The sequence below is a fragment of the Blautia sp. HCN-1074 genome, assembly GCF_037890165.1.
Classification (GTDB): domain Bacteria; phylum Bacillota; class Clostridia; order Lachnospirales; family Lachnospiraceae; genus Blautia_A.
Map to the genome: position 1 here is coordinate 1 of NZ_JBBKBP010000014.1, position 21072 is coordinate 21072.

The following is a 21072-nucleotide window of genomic DNA, read 5'->3' on the forward strand; positions in this document are numbered from 1 at the left end:
TTTTTTTATTAAAAACTATGTTCAGAATCAGCAGGCTCAAAAGCATGGCTGCCATAACGGCGGAACCTGTAAGTGTGGCAATTTTATAACGTGTCTTATTCATTACAATTCTCCAGTTTATAGCCATAGCCCCAGACAGCACTAATGCGAACTTTGCTGCCTGCGGTCTTCATTTTCTGCCTGACTCTTCTTACTGTCTCATCGACAACTCTGGTTTCTATCTCCGTAGAATCTATTCCCCATACTTTGTCGAGAATTTCATTCCGGGGGATTGCCGTTCCACCATGTTCCATAAGACATCCCAGAAGCGAAAATTCTGTCATAGTCAGACCAATATCATGCTCTTTCACAATGGCATTATGCTTCTCCCATGAAAAACACACATCACCAAAGGAAATATCTGCCTTTACCGGTATATTCATTTCAACTCTTCGGAACAACGCATTTACCCGGACAACAAGAAGTGACGGCGAAAATGGCTTAATCAGATAGTCATCCCCTCCATACATAAATCCCTTCATATGGTCAGACTCTGAATCCTTTGCCGTCAAAATAATAATAGGAACTGATGATATTGTCCTTAGCTTTTTACATATGGAAAGACCGTCTGAACCCGGCATCATAATATCAAGAATAACAAGATCACAGGGCTTCTCCTGAAAAGCAGAAAAGAGTGTATCACCATTCTTGTATGCTGTTACCTCATATCCGGCATTGGATAAAAATTCTGTGAGTATTTCTCGTATATCCTGTTCATCATCTGCCAAATAGATTTTTTTTGCCATATCTTTAATCCCACATGAGGGGAGTCCCTCAGAAATTCCGTGAGATTCCCCATATTATATCTTTCAAAATCAGTATGTCTGTATTTTAGTTCCACCTGCTTTCGCTTCAAGAGCGATTGCCTGTGCCTCCAAAGCATCAATCTCATCTGAATACTTCGCATAGCGAGAAGCAAATTCCTCGTCAGAGAGGTTATCAGAGCCGTTATAAATATTGTCATAGATTGCATCAATTTTATTGTAAATACTGTTAAGCTGATTGACTTCATCTTCGCTCAAATTTCCATAGCATCCCTCATACCAACCCGCTTTCTTTTCAAGCGTTTCAATCTGTGCGTTCAGTGATGTAATCTCGTCATCATACTTTGCATAGCGGGCTTCGATCTCATCGTCTGAAAGATCATCGTCCGTCCACACTTCCGCATCAATTTCTTCGATTCTTTCATATGCTTTCTGAAGCTGTTCTGCTTCCTCTGCGGTGAGCTTGCCTGTATCGTACAGAGCATTATACCCATCCTCGGAATATTCATATTCCTCGTTGTCGATCCACCCGGTTTTTTTATCAAGCTCCTCAAGGCGATCCATGAGGGTATCGGTTTCATCCTGATACTGATCGTATCTGGCATAGATATCTTCATCAGAAAGACCATCTGCATCTTTCATTACCTCTTTGTCGATAGCGTCAAGTCGGTCATAAATGGAGTTAAACTCTTCAATCTCCTTCTGAGTGAGAGAACCATAATCTACATTTGTTTGTGTTACCTCTGATGTAGTCACTGTCTCCTCCTGTGTCTCCTTCTGGGCAGCCATGGCAGGAATACCTGCGGATGTAGTCATTACTGCTGCAAGTGCTATTACCATTCCTCTTTTGAATAATCTGTTCATCATTTTAGTACCTCCTGATTTTTTATTTACCGGTTGTTCGGTATGGCTAAAGTATAGCTCAGGCAAATGTAAAAATATCCTTAGAACAGTCATGAAAATGTCAAGAAAGTGTAACAGCACAAGATTTCCTATAAACCATATTTACTCTCTCCTCTTAAGGGTTACAATCTTTTTTCAAATACCCACAATTTTTCTAAATCTGCAATTCCGATTTACCTTCACCTTATTATACCATAGTGCTTTCTAAAGTGCTATACCAGGAATTACCGATTCGTCTTGCCTTAATTCCAAGTTCCTTTTTTGCATTTTCCAGTGTTCTTTTAGAAATATTCAACTCTTCTGCCATATCAAAGATTTCACTGCTTTGCACAGAAGTTGATGTTTCTGCCAGTTCCCTCAGCATCTTCTTTGCCTGTTCCAGTTTATTTACCTTTGGGGCAATTCCACCAAGCACCTCATCTGCGGTGATTTCATAGTCACCTATCCACTCAAATCCTGTTTCTGTCACGCGAAATGCTTTGGAATGTCCAAATGCAGCCAGATTATTTTTAATCTGAACTACTGCTCTTAAGTCCGGTTCTCCCTCTATTCTTCCTACCAGTAATACGCTCCTGGCTACCGCAAAAAAGTCAATCGAACCCATTCCTCTATATGCAGCTTTATTTCCCCCAGCTTTATTCATGTGTCCGATTAATAAAATTGCACATTTATACTTTTCTGCCAGCAAGCTCAATCTTTTTGTCATATCCCTTGCTTCATTTGCCCGGTTCATATCCATTGTTCCTCCAAGGTATGCCTGAATCGGATCTAAAATAAGCACTCTCGCACCAGTCTGTTTGATAGCAGATTCCAGTCTCTCATCAATCATGAATCCAATGAACTCTGGTATGAACTGGATATAAATAATAAACTTCCCGGTGATATAGAAACAGAAACACAGAAATGGTATGCCGGACTTCGCTTTTATAGAAATAATCCGGAACATTCTTTAAACGCAGATATGTGTAATTTTCTTGCTGATCTGCAGAAGAACAGAGAAAGCCTGGAATCTTATTTCACAGGCAAAGATATGTTTGATATGTGGAAAAAGCAGACGTTGGAATACTACACTTCCAAACCTGTCACCCATAAAGAAATTGAAGAACTGGATTTTGAGACACGAATCCGTAAACGAGATGAACTTTTAACACAGAAATTTTCCAATAACGAACAGAAATAGTATCAAAACGGTATCACAGCCAGATTTTCATGAGCTGTCAACTTTCCGGTTGCAGATTCCCACTTTGACTGTTATAATCGAAACATGGGTGCTATCATAACGGTAGGCGGTTAGTCCTTCAGCAGAGGGTTGCAGAGTGCCAGTGGCACTCGTTTTGCAACGACCGAAGTGAAACGGCGACCTGTGACCCTCTGATTACATAGAAACTCGAAAGAGAATCCACTGGAAAGGAGGGCTAAGCCAATGAGTATTGTGGACTTTATTGCAGTCGTGAGCTTCGGCATCACCTGCTTTTGTGCCGGATACACATTCGGCAAAGATAATAACAAGACACAAAAATAACCGCCCCAGCCTCGCAAACTGAACGGTTATTTTTAATCAATTAAGTATGTGGACTAACCGTCTATCGGTAGCACTCTTTTTCTATAATCATATTAGCACGCATGTGTGAAAATGTCAAAAATTTTCTTCATTCTCTTGGTTATTAATCTCCTTAATCAGCTGTACTGTCTTCTCTGCATCATCGGTTTTCACGAATATATCCACACCATATATTCCAAATCCAGGTGCCCCATGCATTGCAACATTCGCACCTGCTTCCTGTGAAAAAGCTGCTATTCCATTTTGCTTTAACATTTCTACAAGTTGTTCTGTCTCTACTATATTCTGTGCATTATAAATTTTTGTCCATTCTACCTTAGATAGGGAAGTTTCCTTTTTCTCCTGAACATTTAACGAATTCTGGTTTCTTTTTCGATTAATAAATGCCAAGAGCCTAAGAATAATAAATGCCACAATAATAATACCAATCAGAAATCCCAATGCTAATCGTGTTATCTGTGTTTCTGTAGCTCCCATTCTAAATAAGCATACACCATAGATGACGGTAAAAATTCCTGCAAATATCACACTGGTGAGAAAATCTCTCCATATAGTAGCACTTTTTGGCAAACATTTATCCCATATTCCATTGTACACCATAATAGAGGCGTACAGGATTCCTCCTACCAAAGCAGTTGCTGTCTCTCCTAAAACCAAGCGAATATCCACCGTTAATAACATCTGAATAATAATCGCTAACACACTAATCACAAACATTGATGCAAATGCAAGATTTCCAGCCTTTAATGCTTTTTGTTTCACCCATTCTTCATACACCGCAACTTTGTCCAATGTTTCTTTCATCTCTTTATTCATAGTCTGGCTCCTTTCTCCATCCAGGAGCTCTCTCATCTCAACATCGTAATACTCAGCAAGTTGAACAAGTATACTGAGATCTGGCATATTTATTCCTGTTTCCCATCTGGAAACTGTTCTTGCAGATACTCCAAACTTTTCAGCAAGCTGCTCTTGTGTAAGATTCTTTTCTTTACGACATTGCTTTAAAAAAGCTCCAATCTTTTTTGTATCCATGTCTCTACCTCTCTTCCACTTACAGCTTACCAATATGTGACAAAATTACCACGACATAAAACGAGAATCCGCTAATTTTCAACCGGACATCGTATGTCTAAAACAAATAAACGGTATTTTCACCCCAAAAGCATTCTATTCCTCTATAAATTAACCTTCTCTTTTATGTCTATCCATAAGTAGTAGAATAAACATAACAAACCATATCACCCATGCAATTAAACAACCGATTCCTATATGCCAAATATCTATAATCATTCCAGCAATAAAAGGAATTGACATAAACATCATTCTCTTCCCATATGCCTTACACATAGCATTTTCATCATATTTTTTTCGTTCTTCTGCTGATTTCATATTATAACCAGACAAGAATTTGGCTGCTTGTCCTTTTGACCTATAAAACCATATTCCAAATAAAAGCATAATCACTGCCATTGCAAAGTTAAAAACAATATAGAACATATAATGCTTCCTTTCAGTCGATTCCACAAACTTGAAGTTATTGATCTTCTGAATCCAATCCAAGTTCTTTCAACTCTTTTTCGTTTTGGATATCTTCATCAGTTTTCTTTCCAGTGATAGCACTGTAGGCTTCTTTGATGCCATTCTTCACTGCCCATTTGATAACGAAATACAGTGCAATCAAAATAACAATTGCGGTTCCACCGCTTATACCTAATTCATTCCACATAATTCAATCCTCCAACTTCCGATTTTCATTTCCGCCAATTGGAAATTAGCTATTTTTTCATTCCTTGCTTTGTAAAATGTTTATGCAACAAAAATTCTGTCGGAATAATTGTAAGCACCATAATTCCTAATTGTAAAAACACCAAATAAACAGAAATCATTTCAAAGTTTGTATCATCTTTCGTTAAAATCAAAATAAAAATCGATAGTATCACCAGGATGATTCCTAAAACAAAGTTTATCCAGCCCCAACACCTGTGTGCATATCTCCATGTTTCATCATTCATCCTTGACATAGTAGTTCGATATCCCGAACTCCCCTGCCGATCTTTAGGAGGCTTATCTTTCCACGTATATCCCAATATAATCATAGATAACGGTACTAAAAGTGAACACGCAGATAAAAATATAAACATTACAGAGATCTCCTCTCAACTTCTGATTAATTTGCTCTAAAGACTAAAGTTGTCATCAAATAAACCCTACCCATATTCCAACCGCTATAAGTATCATGCCTAGTATTCTTCCAATAAATCTCGCCTTTTTATTTCCAAATAAAGCAGTTGTTTCTGAAGTAGTAAATGGAAGCAAAACAACAGTGACCCCCATTACTATAATTCCACTTCCAATCATGCAGTTGCGGCTTGACACAACACCATAAAACATAGCTAAAAACCCTAAAATAATGCCCGAAATGAAATACTTAATTTTATGTCTATCTTTTTCAATTATCTTTCTATAGCTGTTTTCGCACTCACTGCTACAAAATTCCAAATTACTATCTAATTCTTTGCCACAATATCTATATTTTTTCATAGTAACTTCCTCGATAATTTTCAAAATTTTATCCAAAAGTTCTCGATTTGTCTTTACTTTATTCTACCATAGTTCATTTTAAAATACTATTCCAATACACACAAAACAGAAAAAAGCAATCCTTTTCGACCGCCTATTTCCACCTGCTTTCTGGCTTCCTGATCAATCTGATTCAGGTGTTCCGTCAGCTTTCCTGTCAATAGCAAGTATTGATATTTTGCTGATCTGTGTTCCTTCAGGAACTGTTTTCGCAACATTCCATATTTTCCATATATCGGTTCTTCTTCATTCAACAGCAAAGATTTCATCAAATATCCATATTTTAATATAGAATTATTTTTCATAATTTTTATGTTTCCAGGCAACAGAAAAACCCCGGAAACCTTACGGTTCCGGGGTATCTTACGTTTGGACACAATGTACCTTACGGTACTCTATTTATATAATTAAGATGTTATGCTAAAATTATTCGATAACTGTAGCAACACGTCCTGATCCAACAGTACGTCCACCTTCACGATACTTTAATTCCGTTTTACCTCATATTTTTTATGGTTTTCTCTCCAAAATACAGTGAAAAACGGCTGAATTGCACCACCTATTTTGATTTGCCTGATTTCTTGGCACCGTTTTAGCACCGGAGAATACTCAAACCGATTTTCTTCTGTAGATACTAGATACTTCTCTACCAACTTTATATTGCACCGGTAATTTTTAACTGTTATAATCGAAACATGGGTGCTACCATAACGGTAGGCGGTTAGTCCTTCTCCAGAGGGACTGTGACCCTCTGATTACATAGAAACCTGTAAAGGAATCCATTGGAAAGGAGGGCTAAGCCAATGAGTATTATTGACTTCATAGCAGTAGTGAGCTTCGGCTTAACCTGCTTTAGTATCGGATATACATTAGGCAAAGATAATCATAAACCACAAAAATAACCGCCCTGGTCTGGTAAACTAAGCGGTTATCTTTGATGATATTCTAAATAGTAAAACGGACTAACCGTCTATCGGTAGCACTCTTTTTCTATAATCATATTATCACGCATCTGTGAAAATGTCAAAAAGTTCTTTTTCCATAGTATGTAATACGAATTTGAAAATACTTATAAGCCGAAAAAATACACCAGTACCAGCTTGATCACAGCAGCTCCACCAAAAGCAACAACTGCTGTTACAACTAATTGCATAGGTTTTGGGAAATTTTCGAACACAAAAACTTTCCTACTCTTGCTCCGCACCTTGCTTAAAGATCCTGTCGTAAATGCTGCCATCATTATGACTGACACAAATACCAAGGTCTCACAATAGCCGGCAAGCTTTCCTAACACATCATTATACATATATGCACCTGTTTCATGCAGAATCCAGTATAGAACCAATGCACAAACTCCCATGACACTTTGGAGCTTCATTTCCTTAAAAATCTTCTCTTTCTCTGTAGTTGCATAATCTGACATTGTTTTAGCAATTTTTCTTTCTTCTTCGTTCATCATCTCGCTTTTCCTTTCTCCACTGATAATCTCAGGAATGCTGATATCATAATAATCTGCAATATCCACAAGAATACCGATATCCGGCATATTGTTTCCGGTTTCCCATCTGGATACGGTCCTTCCAGAGACATTTAATATTTCTGCCAACTGCTCCTGTGTAATGCCTTTTTCTTTGCGAAGTTTTTTTAAAAAATTCCCGATTTTTACTTGGTCCACCTCAACTCCTCCTTTCATCATCAAATATAGAATCTGTTATCTGCAAATAACACGACACAAAGCGAGAAATGTCGTATTTTCACTAATAGACACAGTTGTCTATGCGTTTTTCATTTTTTCAATTATACAAACTGGAATTTGACTTGCCTATTTTCTTAAAATCTCATGTGGAGCTTCTATTTCATTTGCCAAGGTATGCTCTGTTAATTCTGACATCAATTTCAATTTTTTATTAATCAATGGTCGCATACAATTAGGAACATGTTCCTGATGCGCTCTGTGGATTGCTACACATTCCTTACAGTTTCCGTGATAACGACAGGCTTTCAGGCAAGGACAGTGATCTTTGTCTTTATACTCCTTACGAAATTCCGCTGCAAATTCTTCTTGCAGTCTCAGCCCCTCGACACGGTTTCCCTTATGAAATTCTACCATTGCATCCAGTTCTTTCTGGTTCCCTTCAATCTTCATGTTATTATAGCGCCTCCATTTCAACTATTCCTCATTTTCTGATAAATTCCGATTTGTTTATTGTCCTTTTATAACGGTTGACCAATTGTTTTCAATAGTGTTTATATGTTTGAAAGGAATTCTTCTATCAAACTATTTATCATCTCCGGTTTATCTGTATTAGAATTATGACCTGCCCCTTCAATCCACTTTAAAGGAATTTTCGTTTTTCGATGCCATTCTCTGTTATACCTTATGCATGAACCGGCATGATCCTTTGTACCACATATCAACAGGGAAGGACATTTGATTTCATATGGCAGATCCTTTTCCATTGCCTCTGCCAGAATACGAAATCCATGCCCGGCAATTTGGGCATAACGATGTTGATTACCATCATAGACCAGCATCATTTCCTTCATCAGGTTTCTGCCATAATCAGAAGTTGCAACTCCCTCAGTTCCGGATTTCAAAAGCAACTTCCATGGGTAATGTGCATATACTGGTTCCATTCTTTTCAGAAGCCAGATCTCCACTGCTGTCACATAGTTCCTCTGTAGCGGTGCCGAATCAATGGAAATAAAACCTGCCAGCCGATCAGGATACAATTGTGCATAAGCCTGTCCCACATATCCTCCCATTGATTGACCGATTATAATTGGTTTTATGATTTCTTCTTTTTCAAGAATCCCATTCAGCCATTTTGCCTTATCAAACAGATCAAATTCAAACCGAAACGGCCAGGATGAGGCATGAGCCGGTGCATCCCATACAATAATATTATATTTTCCATCGAAGTACTCAACCTGTTTATCAAACAGTCTATGGTCAGCAGTCAGCCCCGGAAGAAATACAAGCGTCGTTGTATCCAACCTCAGAATACTTGACCAATAATGAATCGTTCCACAAGGAGTTTGATATGTACTTTCCTTCAATAAATTTACCTCCACAATTTCCTTACATTATTATTTCCCGTAGTTCTCCTCCCAATAATCATACGCATTATCATATCCGCCATCATAATTTCCTCCACCAAATTCCTCTGCCCAGTCATCAACGAAATCATCCGAGTCATCATAATTATAAACATTGTATGAACGCGATGGAGTACTCTTCTTGCCGGAAGAATAACTTCTTTAGGATTTACTGGAATAGCTGTTGCTCGTACTGTTTTTTCTTTGGGAATTTTCATATGCTCTTTCTCTTTTCATCGCCTCTTCATACATACTGTTAATATGCTCCATGGCTTTTATAAAATGTCAATATACGGATGGTTACCTACTTACCTTTCTGTGAATGCTTGCATTCATACAGAACAGCAATTTTATACGGCGAAGTAACCTCAATGAGTAAAACTTGAGCTGCGTTAGCAGCGGTTTTACGAATGAGGTCTGAATAGTTACATTATAGCTTATACAAAATAAAAAGAGCAACCGGATTTGTCCGATTACTCTTGTCTCTCATTACATTTCAGATAATTTCACTTTCCACTCTACGCTGTATCATGGATTGCCAAGAACTGCTACTGCCTCATATGGCTGCAGTTCTATTTGGTCTTTTTCGAAAGCATCTCCTGACGGACTATAATTATCACAGATTACATGCCACTCCCGGTATTCTGCATGATTGGACGACGGATTTACGATTTTCTGCATCCGGTCTGTAAAATTGCATGCCACCCATAATATCTGATTCTTCCAATGACGCAGGTATACGAAGACATCAGCATCATCCTCTCCCACAAGTTCAAAATCACCATTTACGATAATCGGATGTTCTTTTCTCAGGGAGATCAGTTTGCGATAGTAATTATAAACGGAATCCTCATCACCAATCTGAGCAGCGGCATTTATCACTTTGTAATTAGGATTTACCGGCATCCACGGGACGCCTGTAGTAAATCCTGCCTCATCGGTTTCATCCCATTGCATCGGTGTACGGGCGTTATCCCTGCTTTTATTTCTCAGATAACTTATCATTTTATCGCTGTCTACGTGTAAGGTTTCTGTATACTCATGGTAAGCATTAATACTTTCGACATCACGGAAATCTCTGATATCCGAAAATGGATAATTGGTCATTCCAAGCTCTTCTCCCTGATAAACATAGGGAGTTCCCTGCATAAAATGCAGGCATGTAGCCAGCATTTTGGCTGATTTGTTCCACCATGTATCCGTATCATTACCCAGTCTAGATACAACACGTGGCTGGTCATGATTGCACCAGTACAGGCTGTTCCATGCTTTTCCGTATAATTTTCTTTGCCAGTTGCTGAAGCTTCTCTTTAATTCCAATAACGGAATACGTCTGTCAGACCATTTGGAGCCATCCTCCGCATTATCCAGATCCATATGTTCAAACTGAAAAACCATATTCAGCTCCGTATTGTCCAAGCAGGAATATTGAACGGCATCATCCGTACTGGCAAACGGCGTCTCACCTACCGTAAGAATTCCCTCTCTGTTATGCCATACCTGACTGTTCATCTCTTTTATATAATCATGAGAGATGGGAAGGTTCACTGCATACGGTACAAAATCGCCCAAACCATCTTTTCCAATGACTCCATCGGGAAATTCCGGATTCTTACCTATATAATTAATAACATCCAGACGGAATCCATCCACTCCCTTATCCAGCCACCAATTCATCATACGATAAATCTCATTTCTCAATTCCGCACACTGCCAATTTAATTCCGGCTGTTTTTTATGAAAAAGATGCAGATAATATTCCTGCCGTTCTTCAGAGTAGGTCCATGCGCTTCCACTGAAATTAGAACGCCAGTTGTTGGGTTCTTTCCCATCAACGCCCTTTCGCCATATATAATAATTACGATAGGGTTCTATCCCTGCTTTGCTCTTTTTAAACCACTCATGTTCATCCGAGGAATGATTCACTACCATATCAATAATAATCTTCAGATTTCTCTGATGAGCTTCTTTTAAAAGCTCATCAAAGTCCTCCATAGTTCCAAACTCCTCCATAATCTTCTGATAATCACTAATATCATATCCATTATCCGCATTAGGCGATGCATAAAAGGGAGACAGCCAGATCACATCTACCCCCAGATTCCGTAAATAATCCAATTTACTGATGATCCCTTGTAAATCACCTATTCCATCGCCATTACTATCCATAAAGCTACGTGGATATATCTGATATACCACGCTCTTTTGCCACCAATGCTCGTTATGGTCCATTATGCTCCCTCCATAATCAGAAAACACTGATCTTTACATTTTAACCGCATCATATAATACCTCTGTGGTCTGATACAGGGTTCCGTCATTATCCTTCCTCTGGTGAACAACTCCCCATTGTCTTCCATTGCACCAGAAACCATCAAAATGATCTTCATTCAGCTTCGGTTCAAAAGACTGTTCCTGCTTACGCATGTCATAGTGATATCCGAGTAAAGCCTCGTATACCGCCCAAGATGCCATTGCTCTTGTATAGTAATAACCGGATTCATTTTCACTAAAAGGATTCCTCTTAAAACCATCCTGACGGTCTCTGAGCGCTTTAACAATGGTTAATGCTTCATTCACCTGATCAGTACGGACTAACAAAGCTGCAACTTCATATTCTATCCCCGTCCAGACTTCTCCATAATATACAAACGGGAAAATCGGTTTACCACCATTTGGCCAGGTACATGGGGTAAGCCCCTTTTCATCATTTAAAATATATGCTCTTTCTGCATGTACATTCTTCTTTGCTTTTTCAACAAAATTATACTCAAAAACAGACTGTACCGCCTTCTTTACATGTTCTTCAGGTAAGATATAACCCAGCTGTGCATTGAATGCCATATACTGTCCCAAAAGCTGATCTGACAGACATCCCTTTCCATACTGATAACGATAGGCATTCACATTATCTAATACCTGCTCATAAAATTCTCCATTCCAGCTTACCTTGTCCAGTTTATCTGCACCGTCCGCTGCCAATTTACGATACCGGTCTGCCAGGTCATCATACTCCATAAATTCTGCCATTTCAGCTGCCGCTGTTAATGCAGCAATGTAGATACTGGTTGCCATACTGGAGATTCCATACAACTCTGTATCATAGGTAACATGCTGTGGCTGCTCCAGTACTCCATCCTCATCACAATCCCATACCTTCAAAGTATAATCCAGAGTCTTTTTGACCCCATTCCAACATTCCTTTATCAAAGAGTCATTCCCACTGATAACCCATTCTCTGTATAACCGGATAATACAGCCGAGCTGTCCATCTGCAGCCGGTGTCATTTCCCATTGTGGTAAATCAAATGGCGTATAAGCTCTGAATGGCATGTATCCATCATCCCGTATTTCATCAACAAACTCTATCCTTCGCATTGACTGCTCCAGTTCCGGGAACAAAACAGCTACACTCTGTGCATAATTCCAGACATGTGTACAATTTCCGGGACCGCATCCAAGTGCATCATCTACACCTTCCCATCCAAGAAAATCACCGTTTTCTATTCTAAAGCATGTAGGACTCCGCATTACCGTAATATTATCTGCTGCTGCTTCAAGTATATAGCCAGGAAGGGTTGTGTCAAAAAACGCATGTGCAAACTTAGCACTCTCATCATACAATCTGTCCGCATTACCGGCTAAATAAGAAGCCACATTCCAGGCATCCTCGAAGAGGGTTGCATAGTAGTTTTTCGTAACATCATAATTTCCGTCAACGATATCCTGTTTGTCTTTGTCTAACTCAATCCACATCTTGGGTCTGTTAGGGAAGTACCAGCTGAGAATAAAAGGAAAAACTTTTTCCTCTCCCGGCTTTAATGTCTGGGTGATACACAAGGAGCCGATTTTATCTGTAAAATGCAGAAAACTGAAATCAGACTTTTCCGCCCAGTTACTTCCAACCTGATCATAGATGCTTTCATTGTTGAGTCTTCCATCTGTAGAAAAGTCCTGCCAGAAATCTTCTCCACCATCTGTCCACTGTCCCTGATACCAGAGAGGTTTTTTAGTAATATATTCTTCTTTCTCTGTTGTGGATAATGCCATGTTTCCCCATGTAATATGTTTATCTGAAAAATTCTTTCCCGTATACATAATTCCGCGGATAACATCATCACTGCGATATTCATTTTCTCTATCACCAGCATGCTTCATAAAAGAAAAATTATTATATCCTTCAAATCCTACTGCATTATTCATAGAACCGGCAATGGAAATTTCTATGTTCTCTTTCGTAGTATTTTTCACCTTATAATTCAGATAAGCCCCCGGTATTCCTGAATCTTTCGCGTTAAGCGGAATGAATGGTGTATACGCTTCCAGACTGATCTGAACAGGTATTTCCTCATCCCGAAATTCAATATTAACAAAGGGATATTTTGTGGTCATTACAGAACTGTCAAAACGTGGCAGACCTGCAACCTCATTTCGGAAAAAGCCTTGTGATCTGTTAAACGGTGGATTAAGCTTACTTTCCAGCACTCTGGAAACGGCTTCTCCTCCATCCTGTTTCATCCATATAGAGAAAAAAGTGTATGGCATACGATTCAGCTGTCCCGGCTGATTAAAAATCTGCCAGGTTGTAAGATTTCCTCTGGCCCCAAGGGAAACATTTCCGGTTCCGATCCCCCCTAACAGAAAATCCACACATCCGGCATCACCGGAATATGCCTTTTGTTCATTATTGCAAAACAATTCGTCATCTGAATATATTTTTTTCATAAATCTGATATTCTCCTTCTATTAATAATTAGCCCTTGACTGCACCTGCTGTCATACCTTCAACAATATATTTCTGAAAGAAAACATAAAAAAACAACTGTGGAATAATGATAATGACCGTAGCTGCAATCATTCCACTGTAATCCATACTGTATCTACCCCGGAACATTGACGCTCCCAGTGAAATCGTCATCATATTTGTATCATTCACCAGTACGGATGATATTGGGTATTCATTCCAGAAATAAAGTACATTAAAAATAATTACGGTTGCCAGAACCGGCTTAATAATCGGCAATACAACCTGTGTACACATTTGATAAATATTACATCCATCAATAATGGCCGCTTCTTCTATTTCGGTCGGAAATTCTCTCAGAAATCCTACCATTAAAAGAACTCCCAATGCCATCGTTGTTGCTGCCAATGGAAAAATCAGGGACACCCTGCTTCCCAGCAGCCCCATTGTCACAATAATCCGATAGATAGGAAAAATAACAATATATGGCGGTATCGTAAGTCCTGACACAAACAATAAATACAAGCCATTTGGTATTTTCGCATGATCAAAATGCAGTCTTGTGATTGCATAGGATATCATAAAGGTGCAGACCAGACTGATCAGTAATGCAAATACTGCAACAATAAGTGTATTGCCGAACATTTTAAATAATGGCAATGTATCAAGAGCTCTCCTGTAATTGGCCAGATCAATATGTTCCGGCAGAGAAAATGGATTATTCAAAATATCGGTATCTGATTTAAAGGACAAGACAACCAACCATAAAAGCGGAATAGCAGTTACCGCTGTAATAACGAATAGTACGCATCTGGACAGAATCGTTTTCCAATTAGCTTTCATATTCAAATTTATTCCTCCTTTTGCTCTAATGATTTCCCGACATTAGCCAGATAAATAATCGAGAAAATCAGACACAGGACAAATGATACCGTAGCAACCGCCATACCATATCCGTAACGTGATGAAGTAAAGGTAGTATCATACATATAGGTAACCAACACATCTGACATATGGTTCGGTCCACCATTGGTAAGCTGCTTTACGGTCTCAAAGATTTTGAATCCACCTGTGATGATCAGTATTGTGTTAATCACTATTGTATTTTTCATCATAGGTATGGTTATTTTTCGTATCCTTTGAAAATAATTCGCACCATCAATTTCCGCCGCTTCATAAATATCTGCCGGAATACTTCTCAGGCCAGCCATATTAATAGTTGTATAAAAACCAAGCACCTGCCATAAATATACAAAGGCAACCGAATAGGGTGTCAGGGTTTTACCTCCAATCCACTGCTGTTGATAATCACTCAGTCCGATACTCCTCAATATTGCATTAATCATCCCCATTTTCGGATCCAGAATAAACAACCAGATCAGACCGACTAATATTGGTGCAATTACATTTGGTGCAAAGATCATAGACTGCACAACTCCACTTCCCCGAAATGGTTTTTCCAGAAGTAATGCCACAATAAATGACAATGGCAGAATGGTAATTGTTATACCAATCAAAATAATAATAGTATTTTTCAAAGCAATAAAAAAGAATTTATCATTCAGCAATACCTGATAATTTTTAAAACCGATAAATTTTGCCGCTCCAATTCCGGAGAAATCGGTAAAGCTATAATAGACACTGATAAAAATAGGTGCCAGATAAAAAACAGTGAACAAAATTACTGCCGGCATAATCATGATAATTTTTGTGTTTTTTTTACTTAACCAATGCATAAATTTCTCACCTCACTAAAAATGCTCTGTCAAAATGCTTAGACTCTGACAGAGCATTTATGTTAATTACTTATTTATAATACCCTGCGCTTCCGTCTGATCATCTAAAAATTGAAGAGCTTCTTCCGGCGTATAAATACCATTGATAACACCAACCATACTCTCAAAATATGTAGTTTCAAATTGTCCGAGCAATTTCATATTAGGACAAGTATCCGGACTTTCCCAATCATCATTCATCCGTTCAATCACTCTTGCAAACACCGGGTACTTATCAGCATCAATTTCTCCTTCATAACGGGTAACCGGCACACTCTGATTTTGTGCTGCAATAATTTCCGTCCCCTCAGGACCATAATAGAATTTTAAAAATTTAATAATAGCCTGATATTTTTCCGGATCTTCTTTTTGGGTCTTGGCTGATACACAATATGGGTGAGACGGTGCTTTCATGGAAATTTCCTGATTTCCAACTCCATCTTCAAATGTCGGTCCCCACCAGAAACCAATGCTATCCTTAAGGTCACTTTCATCAAATTTCTTTGTATCCCACGCACCGCTGTCAAACATTGCTGCCTGTCCACCAAGAAACATTTCTGTAGCTTCCCAGTATCCTATTGAAGAAGCATTATCCGGGAATGTTCCCTGCTCTGCCATATCCTGCAGTTTTTCATAAAACCGTAAATAGTCATCATTCAGCCACTTATCTGTTCCACTAAGGATTCCATCAATATGGTCAAAGAAACCATACCTGCAATGCATTGTCATAAGGGACCAGCTGCTCCATACATCCTTTGTTCCTCTTGCCATTGGAACAATTCCATTTTCGTTGAAAACCTTAACACAGTTCATGAAGTCTTCATAGGTTACAGGAATTTCCAGACCACACTGATCAAACAATGCTTTATTGTACCAGATCCCATTACAGAAAATCTCTGCAGGCAATCCATAAATAGCTCCATCCTTTTCCATTACTGAAAGCATACCGGGCAGAAATCCGTCCACGAATTCCTGATCATTAAGAATATCCTCTGAAAGATCTGCCAGCATTCCCGCCTCAGCCAATGCATCAGCATCGCCCTTTAATGAATAAAAAAGATCCGGCAAGCTGTCAGACTGAGATGCCAGCTTGATTTTCTGGGTATGCTCATCCTGTGCAGCCCCCGTCATTTCGATTTTAATATCAGGATTCTGTTTCATAAATTCCTGTACTACTGCATATACCTGCGGTGCCTGATTTTCAATATCCGCAACATGCTCTGCAAACGTAAAGGTAATCTCATCGCCCTCACTACTACTGCTGCTAATACTACTATTGCTGTCGCTCTGCGTTGTCTTCGAAGTATCAGTATTCGCTTTACCACATGCCAGTAATGACATTATCATTGTTCCTGTCAGGATTAAACCCATTATACGTTTTACCATTATTTTCCCTCCCATTTGTTTCATGATTAAAATTCTATTTGCTCCAAAATCATGCCATATCCTTCACTAATACCTGTCTCTGTCTGGAAAGTACATAATTCTTTTGCAATTAAAACATACCTCCGGAGTAATGTCTTAATTCACATTTTTTGTAACTATTCAGAACTCCATTCGCAAACTCACTGCTGCGCAGTTCCCTTTGCTCATGTAGTTACATTTTATTTAGTTAAAATTCTTACAGAATCCCTCACTATAAGCATCGGATCAATCACAAGCCGGACTGGAGTATGTTTCTTCTCAAGACCTGTTATTTCCATTAATATATTTTTGCATAGTGATCCTGCCGAATCGAAAGCATGACCTATCGTTGTAAACTTAGAGGCTGCTGCCCACGGAAGATCATCATATATAATCAGACTGATGTCCTGCGGAACCATAAACTTCATTTCCTTTAAAGCGCATACTGTAGAGGTTGCAATTGTTTCATTTACCGCAAGAATTGCAGATGGCTTTAATTCCTGAATCTTATTCTGAATTACTCCACGGATGCTGTCATTATATGGAATATCATATAAATAACGATCATCCACTTCTAATCCTGCTTCTTCAAAGGCCTTTCTATATCCATTGCTTCTCTGTGGAAATCCTATTCTGTATTTGTATAACATCAGGATATCTTTATGTCCATTTTGAATAAGATACTTTACTGCCTGATAGGTACCTAATTCATCGTCAAATAAAATCGCATCTGCTCCCGGATGTGTCTGCATAAAAAACTGTATTACCGGTTTGCCATCGCTGATCATCTTATTAATTTCCGGATACTCCTGATTCGAAAATGTTGCAAAAATAAGCGCATCAATCTTCATCTGTTCCAGACAGGTTATATTTTGCTTTTCTTTTTTATCAGCTGTTTTTTGGTAACTATTCAGAGCCATGCAACTCTGAGGAATATATCCATCAGAGTTGCATGGCTCTGACCTTGAACGGATGATTTTCAAATCCTCTCAATCTTTCCAACTCAATCTCAACTACTTTTTCATCTTCTTCTAATAATTCTGTTTTTTCTGCCATAGGCAACTTCCTTTCCCTGAACGCACTCGCGTTACTCGCTCATTGTCGCGGCATTCGTCAAAGTCTCAAGCAAGCTTGGACCTTGACCCATTGCTCACGCAAAAAAGCTCGTCCAGAATAGATTGTTATTATCTAGTCTGAACGGACTCTTCCGACAGGCCTTATACCAGGCAAGAAAATTGTGTTATTTTTACTCTGATTTACACCCCAAATCTTATACTACATTGTGTCTTATCTCTCCGGGTGACAATCTGAAAAATAAATCCTGATGACAAGATTTCATTTTCGCTGACAAAATCCATTTTTCACTCACTTTTCGCTGACAAATTTGCCATCGAAATTGATAAAATTGCATGAAAAAAGCGGCAATGATTTTGTCTTCATTACCGCTAAAATGTAGCATCTCCTATAGGAATCGAACCTACAATAGGTCTTAGGAAAGCTCCAACCTATTGTCACTCTCTGTCAAGCTCTGTAAAGCTCTGAAAGTTAGCTGATTGTTTGTTCCAGCTAATAATCGGGGAATGCCTTGATATTACCATCGACATCTGTTACATGACCACCATGCTTCGTACGTTCGATCATGGTAAACAGTATTCAATTAAACTTTCCTATCGTAAGTACAAGATATTTTCTTGTCTACAATTAATTTCCCGCATACGAGACGGTTTGTCCATGCGTTTTTGACTGGCAAATTTATAAGCTGCTTTCATATTTTTAAACACGGACATAACCAGTAGATGGACCTGCACCAACTTTTGCGATATACCCACTCTTAACCAGATTCGTCAAAGTCCTTTCCACGGTAATTTTGCTTATATCAGGACAAAGCTCCATGATTTCTTTCTTTGTAATTTTACCAACCATGTTATCAATAACCGCTTTAGTTCTATCAGGCTTAGAAAGACTCCGATGCTTCAAATGCTCTACACGGCTTTCGAATTCATTGTATGCTTTCAGCATGATACCCAGATAATATTTAACAAAAGGCTCATAGCTGTTTTCGCCCTCATGCCAGCCAGTAGAACTTGCTTGAAGGGCTTCATAATATGTTTCTTTTGTCTTTTCAATCAGCATTTCCATACTGACATATTTTCCAACGATGTATCCCGCCTTATAAAAAAGCAGTAAAGTGAGCAAACGGCTCATCCTACCATTTCCGTCATTGAAAGGATGGATGCACAGAAAGTCCAGAATGAACATGGGAATCAAAACCAGTTTATCAATGCGGTCAGCTTCCCATGCTTCAAGGAAGCGAGTGCAAAGTTCTTCCATCGCTTCAGCAGTCTGCAATGCGGGAACTAGAATAAAACGTGCCTTCTGATGGCCTTCGGCATCTGTTTCTGCAATTACATTATCGGAGTTCTTATAACTTCCGCCTGCAGACCCCTGTGAATAGGAGTACAGATCTCGATATAACTGCAAAATAATGTTCGGTCTTGGATTGATATGTTCATAGCCTTCGTGAATTGTGGAAAGTACTTCACGATAACCTGCAATTTCCTGTTCAGACCGATTACGTGGCTCTGCTTTCTGACTTACCAGTTCTTCCAAACGTCTGTTCTACATAATCTGCGGAACAGTCTCGTTTGTACGGATAAAAAAATAAACTGAGCCACGGCTGTTCCAACATGAAATCAGCCGTGGCCTTATTTATATCATTTCACTCTTTTTTGAAATAGAACAACACCACAGCAACAACTCAAATCGACTTAAAATTCCAGACTATTCGCATTCAGCAAGAAATATTTCATTCCCATGATGACAAAACCTTCATCATTTCTCCAAGGCTTTTTGCTGCCGTTTACAATGACGATCTTCTTGAAAGAGTCCGGGATATTACGCAGAGAATTGAACTCCTGCGTCTGTTTTTCTTCCGAAGTCATGTCATATGCAACCTGGATATAGTATCTCTGGTTTCCTTGATTCACCACAAAGTCAACTTCCAACTGCTTACGAACACGTTTGCCCTCTTTATCCTTATCGAAGATATCCACGACACCCACATCAACATTGTAGCCACGGATCAGCAGCTCGTTATAAACAATGTTCTCCATGATATGAGTAGGCTCCTGCTGTCTGAAATTCAGACGTGCATTTCTCAGTCCCAGATCAGTAAAGTAGTATTTCAGATTTGCACCGATATACTTTCTGCCCTTAATATCGTATCGGCTTGCCTTGGAAATCAAAAAGGCATCTGTCAAATGGTCGATATGCTTGGAGATGGTTTTATTAGCATAAGTCATCTGGCGCTCACTGGCAAAGGTATTGGCAATCTTTGAAGGGTTGGTCGGTGCGCCGATTGCAGATGCAAGCACATCAACCAGAATCCCAATCTCATCCACGTTCTGAATCTTATTTCTTTCAATAACATCCTTCAGATAGACATTTGCAAAGATGTTCTTCAGATAGTCCGCTTTCTGTCGTTCGCTCTGGAAACTTACGATCTGCGGCAATCCTCCGTAGATCATGTAGTCATCCCAGGCATCATCATAATCGCCGTCATAGACAGAATAAAACTCTGCAAAGGAGAGAGGGTAGATTCTAATCTCATCACCTCTGCCACGGAATTCGGTCACAATGTCGCTGGACAGGAACTTGGAATTACTTCCGGTGACATACACATCAATATTGCTCATGCGGAGCAGGCTGTTCAGCACTTCCTCAAATCGTGGCATGAACTGCACTTCATCCAAAAGGAGATAATACTTCCCGTCGTCTTTCATGGCATCCTTGATGTACTTGAAGCATACCTTGGGAGCTCTTAATTCCTCGTTCTCAATACCATCCAATGCAATTTCAATAATATGATCAACATCAACGCCGTTCTCCAGTAGGTATCTCTTAAAGATGGTAAACAGCAAAAAGGATTTGCCACATCTACGAATGCCGGTAATCACCTTTATCATTCCATTATCTTTTCGCTCGATCAGCTGCTGTAGGTAAGCGTCTCTTTTAATCTCCATCGTTACACTCCCCATTTCCGTGCATCTGCACACTTTTTAGTAATGAAATTCTATCACAGAACGACCTGAATTTCAATATATATTCCCATTTTATGTGCATCTACACACTTTTATGTAATGTTGATAAATATATTTTCAGATTTTTTTGATTGCAGTGTCTATAATCGATTACTCCAATCGT

20 protein-coding genes and 2 pseudogenes are annotated in these 21072 nt (G+C 39.0%); 1 reads left to right on the forward strand and 21 read right to left on the reverse strand.

Going from position 1 to position 21072, the window contains the following annotated elements:
• Positions 1-95 precede the first annotated feature (95 nt).
• The 3 genes and pseudogenes from WKT11_RS12135 to WKT11_RS12145 all read right to left on the reverse strand — a co-directional run.
• Positions 96-785, reverse strand: coding sequence for a response regulator transcription factor (locus tag WKT11_RS12135; protein WP_340284525.1), 690 nt, complete (start codon positions 783-785; stop codon positions 96-98).
• Positions 786-854: 69 nt separating this feature from the next.
• Positions 855-1670: a hypothetical protein gene (locus WKT11_RS12140; protein WP_340284528.1), complete on the reverse strand. Its 816-nt coding sequence runs from the start codon at positions 1668-1670 to the stop codon at positions 855-857.
• A gap of 223 nt (positions 1671-1893) precedes the next feature.
• Positions 1894-2535, reverse strand: a pseudogene (locus tag WKT11_RS12145) (AAA family ATPase); the annotation flags it as partial.
• Positions 2536-2667: 132 nt separating this feature from the next.
• Between WKT11_RS12145 and WKT11_RS12150 the strand changes: the two are divergent.
• A complete protein-coding gene (locus tag WKT11_RS12150) occupies positions 2668-2886 on the forward strand; it encodes a hypothetical protein (RefSeq protein ID WP_182474196.1) in 219 nt (72 codons plus the stop codon).
• Positions 2887-3342: 456 nt separating this feature from the next.
• Here the strand turns inward: WKT11_RS12150 and WKT11_RS12155 are convergent, their stop codons facing one another.
• From WKT11_RS12155 to WKT11_RS12240, 18 genes and pseudogenes are all read right to left on the reverse strand, one after another.
• Positions 3343-4299 (reverse strand): helix-turn-helix domain-containing protein, encoded by a 957-nt coding sequence (locus WKT11_RS12155; RefSeq protein ID WP_340284531.1) that lies wholly within the window; start codon positions 4297-4299, stop codon positions 3343-3345.
• A 150-nt stretch (positions 4300-4449) separates the two neighbouring features.
• Positions 4450-4764 (reverse strand): DUF3784 domain-containing protein, encoded by a 315-nt coding sequence (locus WKT11_RS12160; RefSeq protein ID WP_119242297.1) that lies wholly within the window; start codon positions 4762-4764, stop codon positions 4450-4452.
• A gap of 37 nt (positions 4765-4801) precedes the next feature.
• Positions 4802-4993, reverse strand: a complete 192-nt coding sequence (locus tag WKT11_RS12165) for a DUF6019 family protein (protein WP_008705135.1) — start codon at positions 4991-4993, stop codon at positions 4802-4804.
• 49 nt (positions 4994-5042) lie between these two features.
• Entirely contained in the window at positions 5043-5408 is a 366-nt protein-coding gene (locus WKT11_RS12170; protein ID WP_019163088.1) for an SdpI family protein, read from the reverse strand.
• A 55-nt stretch (positions 5409-5463) separates the two neighbouring features.
• Positions 5464-5808, reverse strand: a complete 345-nt coding sequence (locus tag WKT11_RS12175) for a hypothetical protein (protein ID WP_340284537.1) — start codon at positions 5806-5808, stop codon at positions 5464-5466.
• A 134-nt stretch (positions 5809-5942) separates the two neighbouring features.
• A pseudogene (locus tag WKT11_RS12180) lies at positions 5943-6152 on the reverse strand (TnpV protein); the annotation flags it as partial.
• Positions 6153-6916: 764 nt separating this feature from the next.
• Positions 6917-7522 carry a helix-turn-helix domain-containing protein gene (locus WKT11_RS12185; protein ID WP_340284541.1) on the reverse strand — a complete coding sequence of 202 codons (606 nt, stop codon included), beginning with the start codon at positions 7520-7522 and terminating at the stop codon, positions 6917-6919.
• 147 nt (positions 7523-7669) lie between these two features.
• Positions 7670-7993 (reverse strand): hypothetical protein, encoded by a 324-nt coding sequence (locus WKT11_RS12190; RefSeq protein ID WP_004613237.1) that lies wholly within the window; start codon positions 7991-7993, stop codon positions 7670-7672.
• A gap of 101 nt (positions 7994-8094) precedes the next feature.
• Positions 8095-8907: an alpha/beta fold hydrolase gene (locus WKT11_RS12195; protein ID WP_186995586.1), complete on the reverse strand. Its 813-nt coding sequence runs from the start codon at positions 8905-8907 to the stop codon at positions 8095-8097.
• 5 nt (positions 8908-8912) lie between these two features.
• A complete protein-coding gene (locus WKT11_RS12200; protein WP_186995587.1) occupies positions 8913-9164 on the reverse strand; it encodes a hypothetical protein in 252 nt (83 codons plus the stop codon).
• A 310-nt stretch (positions 9165-9474) separates the two neighbouring features.
• Positions 9475-11178 carry a glycoside hydrolase family 13 protein gene (locus WKT11_RS12205; RefSeq protein ID WP_186995588.1) on the reverse strand — a complete coding sequence of 568 codons (1704 nt, stop codon included), beginning with the start codon at positions 11176-11178 and terminating at the stop codon, positions 9475-9477.
• 33 nt (positions 11179-11211) lie between these two features.
• Positions 11212-13671: a GH116 family glycosyl-hydrolase gene (locus WKT11_RS12210; protein WP_186995589.1), complete on the reverse strand. Its 2460-nt coding sequence runs from the start codon at positions 13669-13671 to the stop codon at positions 11212-11214.
• Between the two features lie 28 nt (positions 13672-13699).
• Positions 13700-14533: a carbohydrate ABC transporter permease gene (locus WKT11_RS12215; protein WP_186995590.1), complete on the reverse strand. Its 834-nt coding sequence runs from the start codon at positions 14531-14533 to the stop codon at positions 13700-13702.
• An 8-nt stretch (positions 14534-14541) separates the two neighbouring features.
• Complete coding sequence (locus tag WKT11_RS12220; RefSeq protein ID WP_243176494.1) at positions 14542-15384, reverse strand: carbohydrate ABC transporter permease; 843 nt, start codon at positions 15382-15384, stop codon at positions 14542-14544.
• A gap of 108 nt (positions 15385-15492) precedes the next feature.
• Entirely contained in the window at positions 15493-16851 is a 1359-nt protein-coding gene (locus WKT11_RS12225) for an ABC transporter substrate-binding protein (protein ID WP_243176495.1), read from the reverse strand.
• A gap of 218 nt (positions 16852-17069) precedes the next feature.
• Positions 17070-17789, reverse strand: coding sequence for a LacI family DNA-binding transcriptional regulator (locus tag WKT11_RS12230; RefSeq protein WP_340284557.1), 720 nt, complete (start codon positions 17787-17789; stop codon positions 17070-17072).
• An 853-nt stretch (positions 17790-18642) separates the two neighbouring features.
• Complete coding sequence (locus tag WKT11_RS12235; protein WP_340284560.1) at positions 18643-19479, reverse strand: Fic family protein; 837 nt, start codon at positions 19477-19479, stop codon at positions 18643-18645.
• Between the two features lie 158 nt (positions 19480-19637).
• The gene (locus WKT11_RS12240; RefSeq protein ID WP_186995593.1) at positions 19638-20891 is read right to left on the reverse strand and encodes an ATP-binding protein; all 1254 of its coding nucleotides are present in this window, start codon (positions 20889-20891) and stop codon (positions 19638-19640) included.
• Between the last annotated feature and the right edge of the window lie 181 nt (positions 20892-21072).